We start from the raw sequence: 16,274 nt of genomic DNA on the forward strand, positions 1-16,274 counted from the left end.
AAGGCGTTATGCCTGTTTTTCTTTCGCTTCATCTTGGCATCGATAGTAAAACAGGATCGTCATGATGTTATAGCTGGCGTTCACCTTCCGAAATGGCTTAATGCACTTGGTTTGGCGAAAAATGATTCGCCGAATCATAGACATAGTGCGCCGCTCCATTGGGGAAGATTGAATGTCCGGTTGTTTTTGCCTCTTTTTGGAAAGGGAAACCTCTCCGGAAAGACGCGCGCGCAGAAGGGCGTTCGGCCGGATCGCGACCAGCGGCGCGACCGGATTTTTGTCAGTCATGCTTTGCGTCGCCGCCGGCCAGAACGCCACGGCGCAAACACTGAATTGGGCCGGTGCTGCGGGCGGCGATTGGTCGACCGGTACGAACTGGGCCGCTTCAACCCGCGTGCCCACGGCCGCCGACGATGTGGTGATCGACAGCGGTGGGCCGACGGTCGCAATCGGCTCGGCCGCCGTCGCCAATGCCGTTTCGGTCGGGCAAAGCGCGCCCGGCACTCTGGTTGTAAACGGCGGCCTGCTTTCCAACTCGCTCAGCCTCGGCATCGCCAATGGTGTTTCCGGTACGGTGACGATGTCCGGCGCGGATATGGAGAATCGTGGTGTTTTGTCCATTGGTGGCGATGGGACTGGCAGACTTGACCTCCTGCACGGAACCTCCGCGTCGTCCGGCACCGTCTATATCGGCAAAGGGCCGACGGGAAGCGGATCGCTCACGCTGGACAATTCGTCCAGCCTCACCAGCTTCGGTACTGTTTTCGTGGGGTACGGTGGCAGTTCCACACCCTCTGGCACTGGCGGGCAGGGCAACCTGAACATCCTCGCAGGGAGCACGGTTGGCGGTAATAAAGCCGCCCTGGGGCAGGGGCTCGGGACGGAAGGCACGGCGCTCGTCTCAGGTGCAGGCAGCCGCTGGACGGTCGCGGACGGCATGGTTGTCGGCAATGCCGGTATAGGCACACTGACGGTCACGGGCGGTGGGAAACTCGTCAGTCAGACCACAACCATCATCGCCAATCTTGCCTCCGCATCGGGGAGTGAAGTCACGCTCAGCCGACTTGGTTCGTCACTGGAAAGCGGCGGGCTGATCGTCGGAAATGAAGGGGACGCGCGCCTGACCGTTGAGGCGGCAGCGACAGCCACCAGTGGCAGCGCGATCATCGGCCGCCATTCCACATCCGTGGCGACGGTAACCGGTGACGGTTCTAGTTGGACGACCGGCGACCTGCAGGTCGGCGGCGATGTTGCCGTTTCCGGCGGGGCGGCAGGGAACGGGACCTTGAACATCACTGCGGGCGGAACGGTACAAAGCACCTCCGCCCGGCTCGGCGCGGTTGCCGGGGCAACAGGGGTTGCCGTCGTTGACGGGCAGGGGTCGGCCTGGAATGTCGGTAGCGGCGGCCTGAATATCGGCGCCGAAGGGGCGGGATCGTTGGCCGTCACCGGCGGAGGCCTCGTCGAAGCCCAAAACGTTGTGCTTGCCAACGGTGCCGGCAGCAGCGGCTCCGCCCGGATTTCCGGCGCTGGCAGCATGCTGCGCGGTGACGGTGACCTCACGGTGGGACGCGGCGGCAACGGTACGCTGGTGGTCGAGGCTGGTGGTACTGTGGAGAGCAATGACGGTATCGTTGCTGCGCTCGGCGGTTCCTCTTCATCGGTCACCATCACCGGCGGCGGTTCCAGCTGGAAGATGACCGGCACCTTGATTGCGGGTTATCAAAACACCTCTTCGGCAAATGTCATGGTTAGCGCTGCAGGAAACATCCGGGCAGGACAGGTGGTCCTTGGTGATCTCATCGGTTCTTCCGGGACAATGACCATTACCGGCGCAGGCTCGAATGTCACCGCCTATGTCGATAGCGGTCTCGGCACTTCCGGTCGCATGACGGTCGGACAATCCGGTTCCGGCGATCTTACGGTCACGAATGGCGCATCGCTGAATGCCTATCAGCTTTATGTCGGCTCGGCGGCGGGGGCGGATGGAGCCGTGCTCGTCAGTGGCACGGGTTCGCGCGCTTCGGTCGGGGACATGCTGGTGATCGGCGCTGCCGGAAGCGGCTCCGTCGAGGTGACGGGCGGGTCGGCGCTTGCCGCATCTACGGTCGTCATTGCCTCGGCAGCGGGTTCGACGGGTGTTCTGAACATTGGCGCCGCGTCGGGGCAGACGGCCCGTTCGGCTGGCACCGTGGACGCGCGGACAATCAGCTTCGGCGCCGGCAATGGCAGGATTGTGTTCAATCATTCCGAGACGGCTTATTTGCTCTCGGCCGATGTTTCCGGGGCGGGCAGCGTCGTTGCGGAAAACGGCGTCACACGGCTTGCGGGCAATAACAGCTATTCCGGTGGCACCACGATTTCGGGCGGTACCTTGCAAGGCACGGCAGGAAGTTTCGGTTCAGGCGATATCGCCAATAATGCGCGGCTCATCGTGGAGGGGGCCGGCACGTTTTCGAACATGATGAGCGGCAGCGGCAGTTTTGAAAAGACCGGCGAGGGCAATCTGGTCCTGACGGGAGACAGCACCTATACCGGTACGACCGCCGTTTCAGCCGGAAAACTTAGCGTCAATGGTTCGCTCGCAAGCGCGGTTTCGGTGGCGAGCGGCGCGACGCTCGGCGGTTCCGGCACGATTGGTGGCGTGACGGTCGGCTCGGGCGGCACGCTCGCACCGGGCAATTCGATCGGCACGCTGACCTCCACGGGTAACGCGACATTTGCGAGCGGCTCAGGCTATGCGGTTGAAATAGACGCCAATGGCAATTCCGACAAGCTCGCCGTGACCGGCACCATCACCATCGATAACGATGTCAGCCTTGTCGTCACCCCGCTGACGAACCATTCCGCCTTCAGTCTCAATACGCGCTATGCGATATTGACCGCGACGGGCGGCGTAACCGGCACCTTTTCCCGCATCGACGAAAATTTTGCCTTTCTTACCGCCAGCGTCGCAAAAAGCGCCGATACGGGCACCGCTTATCTGTCGTTCAGCCCGACATCTAAGGCTGCCGGCTTCCTTGCAGCGGGAGAATCGACAGCCAACGCACGTGCCGCCGCCAATGCGGTCGAAGCGCTTGGAGAAAACGCGCCTTTGTACCAGGCCGCCGTCTTTCTCCAGGAGGGCGAAACGCAATCGGCCTTTTCGCAGCTTGCCGGAGAAATCCATCCTTCACTCGCCATGGCCTTGATCAATCGCAGCGGGCAAACCCGCGATGTCATTCTCAACCGGCTGCGCAGCGCTTTCGAGGGGGTCGATGCGCGGCCGATCCTGCCGGTCGCTTATGCGGAAGGCGGTGAGAACCCTGTCGCCCTTGATGAAGGCGCGCTTACCTTCTGGTCCAGCGGTTTCGGGTCGCGCGGGCGTATCGATGGTGACGGCAATGGTTCGTCCGCCGATATGAGAGGCGGTGGTGTCCTCTTCGGTCTGGATGGAGAAGTTGGTGAAAGCTGGCGCGCCGGGGTGGCGGCCGGTTATGGCCATGACGATATCAACCATACGGCGCTTGCCGCCTCGGCCGATGTCGACAGCTATTATGTGGCCGCTTATGCGGGCACGGCGATAGGTCCCGCCTCGCTGCGGCTTGGCGCAATCCACGCTTTCCAGAATGTCGAAACCCGTCGGTCGATTTCCTTCTCCACGCTGGAGGAGAGCCTTTCCGCCAACTACGGCGGCTCCACCTCACAGGTCTTTGCCGAAGCCGCCTGGCGCTTCGATTTCGACCTCACCCATATCGAGCCCTATGCCAATATTGCCTATGTGAATAGCCGCACGGATTCCTTCCGGGAAAATGGTGGCATTGCAGCGGTTTCCGCCGGCTCCGCGCGCTACGATCAGTTTTACACCACGCTCGGTGCGCGGATCAGCCGCGATATCGCGCTTGAAGGCATGCTTGGCCGCGCGATGTTCGATCTGGCGTGGCGCCACAATTATGGCGACCCTGCCGTGGGCAGCAGCCTGTTCTACGAGGGTGGCGGTTCATTTTCAGTCTCAAGTACGTCGAGCCCGCGCGATGCCGCAATATTGAATCTGGGGCTGAGCTACGATCTCACCCCCTCCGCCACTTTGACATTTCGTTATGGTGCGGTTTTCGGGGCTGGCGTGCTGGATCAATCCGCTGCTGCGGAACTTGGAGTTCGTTTCTGATGGGACATCGTCGAAACCGCATCGCGAAAACGGCCCTTGCGGTTCTTTTTCATACCGGTGTCACGGCGAGTGGCGCGGCTGCGCAGCAGGCGGCGGAAAGCGCAGTGCCATTACATGAGGCTTACGGAAGCTGGCAGCTTGCCTGTGCGGCTCCCGCAAAAAAAGACGGCGCCGATGCCGCACCCTCCACAGGGGGAGAGACGAAGCCGGTTTGCGCCATCGCCCAGGTGCAGCTGGAGGAAAAAACCCGCAAGCTGGTCGTTTCCGTCGAGTTCCGGATCGACAATGCGGCAGCGCCGGACAAACTCACCGGCACCATGGTGCTGCCGTTCGGCCTGGCCGTCACCAAGCTGTTTTCGGTGAAATCGGGAAATATGCGCCTGCAGGAAGTACAGGTCAGCACCTGTCTGCCGGTGGGCTGCATCGTGTCCTTCACGCCGTTCATCGAGCTGGTCTCGGCGCTGAAGGCGGAACAGACACTCACCATCGAGGCGCCCGATCTGCAGGGCCGTATCGTGTCGTTCCAGCTGCAGGGCAAAGGTTTTCCCGAGGCGCTGAAACGCCTCGGGGAAGTGCGTTAGGCCGCCACGGAATCCGGCTCGGTCTTGCCTTGCGGTTTTTGCTGCTTAGCATGGGGTTCGACGTTCTTCCGGCGGGAAAATAGCCCGGTGAGGAAGTGGCCGAACCGGTCCATCTCCACGAAGATGACGGGTGTGATGAACAGCGTCAGCAATTGCGAGACGATGAGACCACCGACCACGGCGATGCCGAGCGGCTGGCGCAGTTCCGAACTTGCGCCGGAGCCGAGCGCGATGGGCAAAGCGCCCAGCAATGCGCAGAAAGTCGTCATCATGATCGGCCTGAAACGGCGCACGCAGGCCTCGTGAATGGCGGTTGCGGGCGGTTCCGCTTTTTCGCGCATCAGCTCCACCGCCACGTCGATCATCATGATCGCGTTTTTCTTGACGATGCCGATCAGCATCAGCAAGCCGATGAGTGCGATGATCGAGAAATCCATGCCCATCACCTTCAGCGCCACGAGAGCGCCAAACGCGGCGGCCGGTAGGCCGGACAGGATGGTCAGCGGGTGGATGAAGCTTTCATAAAGCACACCAAGCACCACATAGATGGTCAGCACTGCCGCCAGAATGAGGATGCCGGTATTGCCCTGGCTCTGCTGGAAGATCGCCGCCGTGCCGCCATAGCTGGTGAACACATCCTGCGGCAGGCCGATCGTGGTCTTGATCTGGTCGATCCGGCTTGTGGCATCGGAAAGTGCGACGCCATCAGGCAGGTTGAAGGAAATCGTCGTGGAGACGAGCTGGCCCGTCTGGTTGATGGTAACCGGCGCCTGTGTACGGGTCAGCGAGGCGAAGTTGGAAAGCGGAACCAGAACCCCGGATTTTGCGGAAAGAATGTTGATATCGCTGAGGAAATCATCATTCCAGGGTTTCGAACTGTCGAATTCCACGATGACATCGTAGCTGTCACCGGTCGACTGGATTTGCGCCGCCGTATAACCGCCAAAGGACATTTCCAGTGTCTTGCGCAGCTGGTCATTGGTAATGCCGAAGGCCGCCGCCTTTTCTGAATCGACAGAGATCGTGGCGGCGATCGCACCATTCTGGGCGTCGGAGGTGACGGACGTGAATGTATGGTCGCGGCGCATTGCCTCCATCAGCTTGTTCGACCATTCATTGGTCGTATCGGCATTCAGGCCCTGAACGACGAGCTGGTACTGGCTGGCGGAACTGCGCCCGCCGAAACGCAGGCTTTGCTGCGGGTTGATATAGGTGCGAATGCCAGCCACTTTCGAGGTGGCCTGACCCAGTTCGGTCAGCACCTGGCTGAGCGGCGCGCGTTCTTCCTTGGGTTTCAGTTCCACGAACATCGAACCGTTGTTCAGCGGATTGCGCGAATTGCCGCCGACGATAGAGGTGACATGCACCACGGCCGGGTTCTTGCGGATCTGATCGGCAACCTGTGCCTGGAGATCGCGCATTGCCGTGTAGGAAATATCCTCACGCGCCTGTGTCGAGACCGAAAGACGGCCGATATCTTCCTGTGGGAAGAAGCTGGAGGGAAGGGTTTCGAACAGGAAGACCGAGGCAGCGACCGAGGCGAGAAACGAGGCAAGCACGGTGCGGCGATGGGAAAGGCACCAGCCGACCGCCTTGCCATAGAGGCGAAGCGTGCGCTCGAAGCCGGCATCGAACCAGCGGATGATGGCTGGCGGCCGGGAGGAATGGCCCGACAGGCGTGAAGCGAGCATGGGCGTCACCGTCAGTGAAACCAGCGCCGAGGCCATGATCGCAAGCGTGACGACCATGCCGAACTCGTTGAAAAGCCTGCCGATCACACCGCCCATCAACAGAATGGGAATGAAGACGGCCACCAGCGAGATGGACATGGACAGGATGGTGCCGCTGACTTCTGCCGCACCTTGCAGCGCCGCCTCGCGCATGGGCAGGCCTTTTTCATGCAGGCGCAGGATGTTTTCCAGCATGACGATGGCGTCATCCACCACCAGACCCACCGATAGTGTCAGCCCGAGCAGCGAGATGTTGTCGATGCTGTAGCCCAGAACATACATCATGCCGAAAGCGGTGATGAGCGACAAAGGCACGGCAAGGCCCGGAATGATGGTCGCCGTCAGGTGCCCGGTGAAGAGATAGATGACCGCAACCACCAGCCCGATGGTGAGGAACAGGGTGAACTGGACGTCCGAGATCGCATCCTTGATCGCGGTCGAAGCGTCATTCATGACGTGGATATTGACGGATGGCGGCAATTGCTGGTGAAGCGCCGGCAGCTTGGCCTTGATGGCATCAACCACTTCGACGGTATTGGCGTCCGGCTGACGCTGCACGGCGAGAATGATGGCCTGTTCGCCATCGAACCAGCTTCCGGCATTGGTATTGTCGATGCTGTCGGTGACATTGGCGATATCGCCGAGATGGATGGGCGCGCCCTTGTTGGTCGAGACGACCAGCGAGCGGAAGGCGGCCGCATCGGTGCGCTGGGTATCGGCCTCGATCGTCAGGCGCTGGTTATCGTTCTGCAGGGCGCCAACGGGCACCTGATTATTCGCCTGGGCGATGGCCGTTGTGACGGTATCAACGCCGAGCCCTCTTGCCTGAAGCTGCGTCGGATCAAGGCCGATACGCACGGCATAGGTCTGTGCACCATAGATGCTCACCTGCGCAACGCCGGAAATGGTGGAGAGAAGCGGCGAGATGATGTTCTCGGCGATTTCATCCACCTTGCTGGTCGGCATTTCCTTGCTGTTGACGGCAAGCAGCAGCACCGGCGCATCGGCCGGATTGGTCTTGCGATAACTCGGCGTCGTCGTCATGTTGCTCGGCAATTGCCGTTGCGCGCGAGAAATCGCGGCCTGAACATCGGCCGCAGCCGCATCGATATTGCGGTTGAGATCGAATTGCAACACGATCGAGCTGTTGCCGAGCGTGTTGGTGGCGCTGATTTCGCTGACGCCCGGAATGGTCTCGAACTGCTTGACCAGCGGCGTGGTGACCGATGTGGCCATGGTTTGTGGCGAAGCGCCGGAGAGCGACGAAGAGACGTTGATCGTCGGAAAATCCACCTTCGGCAGGGCGGCAACGGGCAGCAGGCGGAAGCCGGCAAGCCCGGCGAGCACGAGGCCGATGGCGAGAAGTGTGGTGGCGACGGGCCGGTTGATGCAGAAATTAGGGATCATTGGCCGCCAACCTGTTCCTGCGGAATATTGGCGGCCAGATTGCCGGCCGCTCCGCCCTTGTCGGAAAATTGCTCGACCACAAACTGGCCGTCGGCAAGTTCGGATTGACCCTCGACGATGATATGTTCGCCGCCATTGAGGCCACTTGCAATGGCGGTGAGATCGCCATTCGAGCGGGCGACTTCCACCGGCGTCATATGGGCATGGTGGTCGCTATCGACGGTATAGACGAAATTGCCCTTTGGACCCGGCCGCACGGCAACCGTCGGCACCACGATCATTTCCACATCCGAAATGAAATGCGCAGTGACATTGACGGATTGGCCGGGCCATAAAAGACCGCGATCGTTCTTGAATTCCGCCTTGGCCAGCACGGTGCCGGAAGTCTGGTCCACCGTGTTGTCGTAAAACCGCAGCACGCCGCGCATGGGCTCGCCGCCCGTCGCGGTTGGGTCGACATCGACGGCGGTGTCCTTCGCCACGCCTTCGCGCAATTGTGGCAGGTAACGCTGAGAAAGGCGGAAACTGACCGAGATGGGATCATATTTCGTGATTGTCACGATATTGATGCCGGCGCTGAGATAGGCGCCGGGACTGACGCTGATATCACCGAGCCGCCCGTCGAAGGGGGCACGGATTTCCATATGTTCGAGCGCCACTTCGTCGGAGGCAAGCATTGCGCGGTCGGCATCGATCTTGGCGCTGGCACTATCGCGCGCCGCCCTTGCCTGATCCAGCACCTGCTGGGATTCGGCGCTTTGCTTCACGAGATTGGCGGCGCGCTGGAAGGCGGCTTCCGTCTGTTCCAGCGTTGCCTGATCGGCGGCGATATTGGCCTTGTCCTTGTCGACGGCGGCACGGGCGATGCGGTCATCCATCTTGAGGATCAAATCGCCCGCCTTGATATGCTGGCCGTCCTTCGCTTCGATTTCGGTGACGAGACCAGCCTGAAGCGGTGCGATATTGGTGATGTCGGCGGCAATCGCCCACCCCGTCGCCGTTGCATCCATCGGCAGCGTTGCCTTGCTGACCGCGATGGTGCTGACGGTGGGTGGTCCGCCATTGCGCCGCCCACCGCCCTGTCTTTGTCCCTGCTGCCGGGCTGGCTGGCCGCTCTGGGAGGACTGTGTTGCAGTTTCGGTGCCGGCCTGCGGAGAAACGCTGGCGAATTGTTTAAGGTAGGGAATTTGGTCGAGCGGCAGGCGGTCCTTGAAGTACCAAGCGCCGGCGGCGGCGATGGCAAGAACGCTGAGGGCGGTCCAGAAACGTTTCATCTGACGATTCCGCGAAATGAGAGCGATACATGTTTCCCGAACATGTGCGGCAAGCCTTGGGAGCAGCTTTCCCCCACAAGACACCCAATGCGCTGCAAAATCACCTTAAACTTTTGTAATGGCCGCGACAATGTCCGTGGCTCGATCGCCCTGCGATGCAGGGGCTGGAGTGATTTTCGGGCCAGGTGCCGGCCTACTCTGTCGCGCTTCCTGTCGCCGCGGGTTCTGGCCAAAGAAAAAGCCGCCTCGTTTCCGGGGCGGCTTTGGTATGCGTATGGGCATGCCGAAGTCAGAAGGCCCGGATGGCGTTGCGCGTCGTAACCACGTCGTCGGCAATATTGCCCGTCGTTGCCGGAACAGAGCCGACAAGATCCAGGAACTTGTAGAGTTCGGTGGCCTGCGAATTGGTGACGTAGATGATGTCGCGATCCTGCATCGGGAACTTCGTGCTGGCGAAGAAGGTCGACGGGTCGCGCAGATTGGCGCGGAAGATGACCGGAACGTCCTCCCCGGGGAATTTCGACGTATTGATGCCGAGCTTCACGAGAAGGTCACGCTTGACGATACGATAGACATAGACCTGTGCAGGGTCCGCACGGGAATCGACCAGTCCGCCCGCTTTGCCGAGCGCATCCGAAAGCTTGAGATCGGCATCTTCGAACTCGAAACGTCCATTCAGGCCGGAAGCGCCAAAGGCGAGATAGGTGCGGCGTTCCCGCTCCACCATGATCGTGTCGCCCGGAACCACATAGATGTTTTCGGACGGCGTGCTGACCAGGTGGTTATAGTTGACGCGGGCGGTCTTCCCGCGACGGATCAGCGTGACGTAGGATTCGATGTTCGGCGCGCTGAGGCCCTTCGCATAAGAAATGACGTCGAGAACGCGGTCACCCGCTTCCGAAAGCTGAACCTTCGTCGCTTCCTTGACGTCACCGAGCACGGAGGCCTGCGCGGAGCGGCTGGAAATCTTGGTGATGAGAACCTGCGGTTCGATGGCGCGGTTGGCCAGCCGCTCCTCGATTTCGCTCTGCACGTCCTCGACATTGCGGCCGGTGGCGCGGATCTTGCCGGCATAGGGAACGCTGATATTGCCTTCGCGGTCCACCGTCTGGTTCGGCAGGCTGATGAAGTTTCCGGGACGGCTGCCGGCGTCGTTTGGAATGAACAGGCCGCCCGCCTGGCTTTCAAAGATCGCAACCTGGACCACGTCGCCGACACCCATGGGCAGCGCCGGAACGCCACCCTTGCCACCGCCGAAGCTGCCGAGCAGGGTGGAGGAGGTGGTATCGCCGATGTAATTGAGAACGGAGCTGTTTATGTCGATCAGCGCGTAGTCGACACCTGCGGTTTTCTTCTTGTCCTTGGAGGTGAACTTCACGGAGGCGTTGGATTCGATTGACGCGGCATCGGGGCCGGATGCCGCGGTAACCGTGCAACCGGCCAGCGCTGCAGAGGCAAGCAGAATCGAAACATTCAATAAACGCATTTGGTCCTCAAAATGAATATCGTCCAAAAAGCGGGAACAATCCGGACATCGTATAGGTTTCTAAAATAATCACTTTATAAAATAATTTGGTAAAGAAACCCCCGCCGACATTACCAATCGATCAGCAGAATCGCATTGTGAAATAATAACGCTTTCCTCAGGGCATATGCCCAAGTTCTGGCGACGCTTCAAGTTTATTCATTGCTAAATCGCGTTGGAAGAATCCACGCCATTTTCAATATTCGCGTTCCCGAATGTTCCAGTATCGCTGCTCGTCAATATTCGGTTGTCTGCAATAATCCCCGCAATGGCTACATTGCGCTAGTGCAGTTTTGTCACGCTTGCGAGGTTTCTTCCCTGTCGGTATAAAAATCTTTCTAATTAATTGTTGCGTAAAGATTTTTTAATTTTACCCGCGCTGGTCAGGCCCTTTCGGCGAGCGCAAAATTCACGGTATCGGCGAATTCCCGCAGGAACCTTTCGCGTGAGAAGCGTGCGGCATTGTCGATGCAGGCGCTTTTGTCGAAACTGTCTGAATTGTCGACGAATTCCTGCACCGCGCCACGGATTGCTTCGGGCGTCTGTTCGCGGAAATAAAGACCGGTCGGCTGATTGGAGGCGCCGAGCGGGATGACGGTTTCGAGCGCGCCGCCCTTGCCATAGGCGATAACAGGCGTGCCGAGCGCCTGGGATTCGACCGGTACGATGCCGAAATCGTCTTCAGCCGCAAAGACGAAGGCCTTGGCTTCGGCCATGTATTTATGAAGCTCCTCATTGCCGACAAAACCAAGGATTTCGACATTGGGCGTCGCGATTTCGCGAATGCGTTTCATGTCCGGCCCGTCGCCGATGACGACCAGTCGCTTGTCGGGCATCTTCGCAAAGGCTTCGACGATGAGGTGCACCTTCTTGTAGGGCACCAGCCGGGAGGCGGTGACGAAATAGTCGCCCTTGCGGTCGGAAGGAGACAGGTGGGAGGTGTCCACCGGCGGATAGATCACGGTGGAATCACGGCCATAACACTTGCGCACCCGGTTGCGGATGAACTTGGAGTTGACCGTCATCAGGTCGACGCCATTGGCGGTGCGGATATCCCACATGCGGATATAATGAAGAATGGCGCGGGCGATCCAGGAGGTGAAGCCGCGCGTGAGCCGCGTTTCCTTGAGATACTGGTGTTGAAGATCCCAGGCGTAACGAATGGGACTGTGGATATAGGAAACGTGGAACTGGCCCGGGCCGGTGATGACACCCTTGGCGACCGCATAGCTCGAGGAAATCACCAGATCGTAGCTGCTCATGTCGAATTGCTCGATGGCAAGCGGCATCAGCGGCAGATAGGAGCGATATTTTTTCCGGGCGAAGGGCAGTTTCTGGATGAAGGAGGTGTGGACCTGCCGGCCGCCGAGAAATCCCCGGTCGCGCTCGCTCATGAAGTCGACAAGGCAATAAATATCCGCGTCCGGATAAATCTCCAGGAGATTGTGAAGCACCTTTTCAGCCCCACCCCTGTCGGTGAGCCAGTCATGCACGATTGCCGTCTTCATGATTTCCTCAATAATTTCAACGTAATAAAAAATTATGATCCGCCTTTGGATAAAGTTCGGCGGTGTGGAATATCGACTTTGTCTGCAGCCCTTAAAAACACGGCTGATGGAAACGAATGACGTAATTATAATATCAATGGCAGGCGATGTCTGTCGGAATTTTGTCTTTCCAGCTATTCCAATAGCACTTTGTTCGCAGATGCGAAATATCCCGCCGTCTTAATTCGCTGTCTGCCATCGATCTTTATCGTCCGGCTTCCTTGAGCCCCCTGTCGATGCAGCGTGCAGCCACTCGTTTTCCAGCAAAAATCATTGTTATTTTTGCCCCCAGTTCTCCCTTCTCGCAAAGCCTCCTTCTCCTATCGGCGCCCCCCGGCTTCCATCTTCCCCGGTGAGGGTCATTGACAAGGCGTCTTATCGAGATATTCTCTTATAAAGATGCATATAACATAATAATGGAACATCAGGTTGGAACAAAGAGCTGGGAGCTTGACCATGAGACGTAAACTTGCATTTCTCGCCACCGCCGCCTTGCTGCTTGCGCCGGGGGTGATGATGGCTCAGGAAAAGGGCGGCGTGATCAACGTCGCAACGATTGGCGAGCCGCCGACACTCGACCCCATGGCCTCGACCGCCGATCTCGTCGGCATCGTCACGCAGCATATTTTCGAGACGCTCTACACCTTCGACAAGGGCTGGAAGGTGACGCCGCTTCTGGCCGAAAGCCTGCCTGAGATCAGCGCGGACGGCAAAACCTACACGATCAAGCTGCGCCAGGGCATCAAGTTCCATGACGGCAGCGACATGACGTCTGAAGACGTCGTCGCCTCGCTCGGCCGCTGGATGAAGATCGCCTCGCGCGGCAAACAGGCCGCCGGTTTCATCGACAACATTTCCGCACCCGATGCCGGAACGGTGACGATCACCCTCAAGCAGCCCTATGCGCCGCTGGCCTCGCTGCTCGCCTTCAACAATTCGGCGGCCATCATCCTGCCGGCGGAAAAGCAGGCGGAGCCGATGGCCGAATTTATCGGCACCGGTCCCTATATGCTGAAGGAACGCAAGGCGGATCAATATATCCAGCTCGTCCGCTTTGACGGCTACAAGTCCCGCGAGGGGGATAGTGACGGTTACGGTGGCGCACGCCACCAATATCTCGATGAAATTCGCTTCGTTCCGGTGCCTGATCCGAACACCCGCGTCGAAGCCGCCGTTTCCGGGCAATATGATTACGTCGATTCCATTCCGGTAGAATCCTTCGACAAGGTGAAATCCTCGTCGGCCTCGCAGCCGCTGATGCTGAAGCCTTTCGGTTATCCGGTCTTCGTGTTCAACACAAAGGAGGGGCTGTCTTCCAAGCTTGAGGTCCGCAAGGCGGTAACCGAAGCGCTGAACATGGAAGACATGCTGGCGGCCGCTTTCGGCAGCACGGATTTTTATGCGCTTGATGGCGCCTATTATCCTGACAATTTCTCCTGGCATTCGGAAGAGGGTGTCGAGGGCAATTATAATATCGGAAACCCGGAGGCCGCTGCCGAAAAGCTGAAGGCGGCCGGTTATAATGGCGAGCCGCTGCGTATTCTCACCAGCCGGCAATATGAATTCCACTACAAGATGGCGCAGGTCGCCGCCGAATATCTGAAGCTTGCCGGTTTCAAGGTGGACATGCAGGTGGTGGACTGGGCGACGCTGACGCAGCGCCGCGCCGATTCGAAACTCTGGGACATCTACATCACCCACAGCCCCTTCCTGCCGGAACCGGCGCTGATCGGTGCGCTCTCCACCGGCTCGCCGGGCTGGTGGGATACGCCGGCGCGCAAGGCGGCGGTTGATGCCTTCACTTCCGAGGCAGATCCGGACAAGCGCGTCGCACTCTGGGCCAATGTGCAGAAGACGATCTATGCGGAGCTGCCGCTCATCAAGATCGGCGATTTCAACGCCGTGGCCGCCAAGTCCAACAAGCTGGAAGGCGTCGATCCGGCTCCATGGCCTTATTTCTGGAACGCCTCGGTTAAGAAGTAGGATCAGCTTGGTCTCGGGGTGCAGGGTATTACATCCGCACCCCCGTCATCCCGGCCTTGAGCCGCGATCCAGCGCGATCAAGTCCTTGATCGCAAGAGTCTCTTTCACCACGCGGACGCGTGGTGGCTGGATGCCGGATCAAGTCCGGCATGACGGAAGCAAGCGTTTTTCCCGACCCTGAGTGCGAGGTGCCGACACTCATCGTCAACCCAGTTCAACCGTCGCCTGGTTGCGGCAATCACGCGCTTCGGAGCTTTCATACGTGATACGCTATATTTTCCAGAGACTTGCGGGAATGATCGTGGTGATGTTCCTCGTCGTCACCATCGTTTTCGTCATCCTGCGCGTCACACCCGGAGACCCGGCCGCCGTGATGCTGGGGCCGGATGCCTCGGCGCAGGACATTGCGGAACTGCGCACCCGGCTTGGTCTCGATCAGTCGCTCGGGGTGCAATATGTCTATTATATTGGCCAGTTGCTGAAGGGTGATCTCGGTCAGTCGATCTTTCTCAACATGCCGGTCGGCTCAGCGCTTCTTGACCGGGCGGAACCGACCTTCTTCCTGACGATATTTTCACTGCTGATTGCCAGTGTCATCGCCCTTCCCATCGGCATCTATGCCGCTTACCGGCGCGGTTCTTTCGTGGATCAGGCGGCGACCACGGTGGCGATGCTGGCGGCAAGCATTCCGAGCTTCTGGCTCGGCCTCATCCTCATGCAGGTCTTCGCCGTCCGGCTCGATATGTTCCCGGTGTCGGGTTACGGCGGGCCGGGCGCAAGTTTCCTCGAGCGCATGTATCACCTGACCCTTCCGGCAATCGCGCTCGGCCTCGTTTCCTCTGCCCTCATCCTGCGCTTCACCCGCGCTTCGATGCTGGATGTTCTCGGCGACGATTATGTCCGCACCGCCAGAGCCAAGGGCGTCAAGGAGCGCCGGGTGGTGATGAAACATGCGCTGAAGAATGCGCTCATTCCCATCCTCACCGTGCTTGGCCTCACCGCCGCCGTGCTGATTTCCGGGGCGGTCGTCACGGAAACCGTCTTCGGCCTGCCGGGTGTCGGCAACCTCGTCGTCTCCGCTGTGCTTCGGCGTGATTATCCGGTCATTCAGGGTGCGCTTCTCGTTATCGCCGGGCTTTACGTGCTCATCAATTTTGCAATCGACATGCTTTACCTGCTGGTCGATCCGAGGGTTCGTTACTGATGGCCGATATTGTTTCCACCACCCCACCGGCGCGCAACCCGACCATCCTGTTCCTGCGGCGCTTTCTCAAACGCAAGACTGTGGCCGCCGGCGTCATTGTTCTCTTCGTTTTCGTGCTGCTCGCCGTCTTCGCGCCGATGATCGCACCCTATTCGCCATCGAAATTGTCGATCGTGAACCGCCTGAAGCCGCCAAGCGAACTCTACTGGTTCGGCACCGACGAGTTCGGCCGCGACGTCTTTTCCCGCACCATCTATGCCGGAAGGTTGTCGCTTCTGGTGGGGGCCGCCGTGGTGGCGCTTTCGGCGCTGATCGGCATCACCCTCGGGCTGCTTGCCGGTTTCTTCCAGAAGCTGGACACGCCGATCGCCCGGCTGATCGATGCGATGATGGCCTTTCCGGATATTCTGCTGGCGATTGCGCTGGTGGCGGCACTCGGCCCGTCGCTCACGACTGTCATCATCGCGCTGGCTGTCGTCTACTCGCCGCGCCTTGCCCGCATCGTGCGCGCCTCGACACTGGTGATCCGTGAATTGCCCTATGTGGAGGCGGCCAAGGCGCTCGGCATTTCCACCTTCCACATCATGACGCGGCATGTGCTGCGCAATCTGGTCTCGCCGATCCTCGTGCAATGCACCTTCCTTTTCGCCAGCGCCATGCTGGCCGAGGCCGGCCTGTCGTTCCTGGGGCTCGGCGTCAGCCCTGAAATACCAACCTGGGGAACCATGATTTCCGCCGGCCGCCAATATATCGGCCAAGCCGACTGGATGACCTATTTCCCCGGCTTTGCCATCATTCTTTCCGTGCTGTCGCTGCAAATGGTCGGCGACGGGCTGCGGGACATGCTCGACCCAAGACTGCGAAGGGATTTGTAAT

Annotated in this window: 10 protein-coding genes; 5 read left to right on the forward strand and 5 right to left on the reverse strand. The window is 59.6% G+C overall.

Going from position 1 to position 16,274, the window contains the following annotated elements; translation table 11 throughout:
* Positions 1-6 precede the first annotated feature (6 nt).
* Positions 7-288: a hypothetical protein gene (locus O3S81_RS10455; protein WP_269342930.1), complete on the reverse strand. Its 282-nt coding sequence runs from the start codon at positions 286-288 to the stop codon at positions 7-9.
* On the opposite strand from O3S81_RS10455, the gene O3S81_RS10460 reads away from it, so the two are divergent.
* Both O3S81_RS10460 and O3S81_RS10465 read left to right on the forward strand, forming a co-directional pair.
* A complete protein-coding gene (locus O3S81_RS10460; protein ID WP_442864901.1) occupies positions 173-4,147 on the forward strand; it encodes an autotransporter domain-containing protein in 3,975 nt (1,324 codons plus the stop codon). The genes O3S81_RS10455 and O3S81_RS10460 overlap by 116 nt on opposite strands.
* Positions 4,147-4,728, forward strand: coding sequence for an invasion associated locus B family protein (locus O3S81_RS10465; protein ID WP_269342933.1), 582 nt, complete (start codon positions 4,147-4,149; stop codon positions 4,726-4,728). The genes O3S81_RS10460 and O3S81_RS10465 overlap by 1 nt, the downstream gene beginning before the upstream one ends.
* Here O3S81_RS10465 and O3S81_RS10470 read toward each other — a convergent pair.
* The 4 genes from O3S81_RS10470 to O3S81_RS10485 form a co-directional block, all read right to left on the reverse strand.
* Positions 4,725-7,865 (reverse strand): efflux RND transporter permease subunit, encoded by a 3,141-nt coding sequence (locus O3S81_RS10470; protein ID WP_269342934.1) that lies wholly within the window; start codon positions 7,863-7,865, stop codon positions 4,725-4,727. The two genes, O3S81_RS10465 and O3S81_RS10470, sit on opposite strands and share 4 nt — an antisense overlap.
* Positions 7,862-9,139, reverse strand: coding sequence for an efflux RND transporter periplasmic adaptor subunit (locus O3S81_RS10475; protein ID WP_269342935.1), 1,278 nt, complete (start codon positions 9,137-9,139; stop codon positions 7,862-7,864). The genes O3S81_RS10470 and O3S81_RS10475 overlap by 4 nt, the downstream gene beginning before the upstream one ends.
* 289 nt (positions 9,140-9,428) lie before the next feature.
* Positions 9,429-10,625: a polysaccharide biosynthesis/export family protein gene (locus tag O3S81_RS10480; protein ID WP_269342936.1), complete on the reverse strand. Its 1,197-nt coding sequence runs from the start codon at positions 10,623-10,625 to the stop codon at positions 9,429-9,431.
* 422 nt (positions 10,626-11,047) lie between these two features.
* A complete protein-coding gene (locus tag O3S81_RS10485) occupies positions 11,048-12,172 on the reverse strand; it encodes a glycosyltransferase family 4 protein (protein WP_269342937.1) in 1,125 nt (374 codons plus the stop codon).
* A gap of 495 nt (positions 12,173-12,667) precedes the next feature.
* On the opposite strand from O3S81_RS10485, the gene O3S81_RS10490 reads away from it, so the two are divergent.
* The 3 genes from O3S81_RS10490 (at position 12,668) to O3S81_RS10500 (ending at position 16,273) form a co-directional block, all read left to right on the forward strand.
* On the forward strand, positions 12,668-14,194 hold the full coding sequence (locus tag O3S81_RS10490; protein ID WP_269342939.1) for an ABC transporter substrate-binding protein: 1,527 nt from the start codon (positions 12,668-12,670) through the stop codon (positions 14,192-14,194).
* 262 nt (positions 14,195-14,456) lie between these two features.
* Positions 14,457-15,398, forward strand: coding sequence for an ABC transporter permease (locus O3S81_RS10495; RefSeq protein WP_265612558.1), 942 nt, complete (start codon positions 14,457-14,459; stop codon positions 15,396-15,398).
* Entirely contained in the window at positions 15,398-16,273 is an 876-nt protein-coding gene (locus O3S81_RS10500; protein WP_269342942.1) for an ABC transporter permease, read from the forward strand. Before O3S81_RS10495 ends, O3S81_RS10500 begins: the two co-directional genes overlap by 1 nt.
* The last annotated feature ends 1 nt before the right edge of the window (position 16,274 follow it).

This window comes from Agrobacterium sp. SOY23 (genome assembly GCF_027212525.1).
Classification (GTDB): Bacteria; Pseudomonadota; Alphaproteobacteria; order Rhizobiales; family Rhizobiaceae; genus Agrobacterium; species Agrobacterium tumefaciens_I.

Coding starts and splice junctions, on each gene's coding strand:
- O3S81_RS10460 (WP_442864901.1), top strand. CDS start 173: ATGTCCGGTTGTTTTTGCCTCTTTTTGGAAAGGGAAACCTCTCCGGAA.
- O3S81_RS10455 (WP_269342930.1), bottom strand. CDS start 288: ATGACTGACAAAAATCCGGTCGCGCCGCTGGTCGCGATCCGGCCGAAC.
- O3S81_RS10465 (WP_269342933.1), top strand. CDS start 4,147: ATGGGACATCGTCGAAACCGCATCGCGAAAACGGCCCTTGCGGTTCTT.
- O3S81_RS10470 (WP_269342934.1), bottom strand. CDS start 7,865: ATGATCCCTAATTTCTGCATCAACCGGCCCGTCGCCACCACACTTCTC.
- O3S81_RS10475 (WP_269342935.1), bottom strand. CDS start 9,139: ATGAAACGTTTCTGGACCGCCCTCAGCGTTCTTGCCATCGCCGCCGCC.
- O3S81_RS10480 (WP_269342936.1), bottom strand. CDS start 10,625: ATGCGTTTATTGAATGTTTCGATTCTGCTTGCCTCTGCAGCGCTGGCC.
- O3S81_RS10485 (WP_269342937.1), bottom strand. CDS start 12,172: ATGAAGACGGCAATCGTGCATGACTGGCTCACCGACAGGGGTGGGGCT.
- O3S81_RS10490 (WP_269342939.1), top strand. CDS start 12,668: ATGAGACGTAAACTTGCATTTCTCGCCACCGCCGCCTTGCTGCTTGCG.
- O3S81_RS10500 (WP_269342942.1), top strand. CDS start 15,398: ATGGCCGATATTGTTTCCACCACCCCACCGGCGCGCAACCCGACCATC.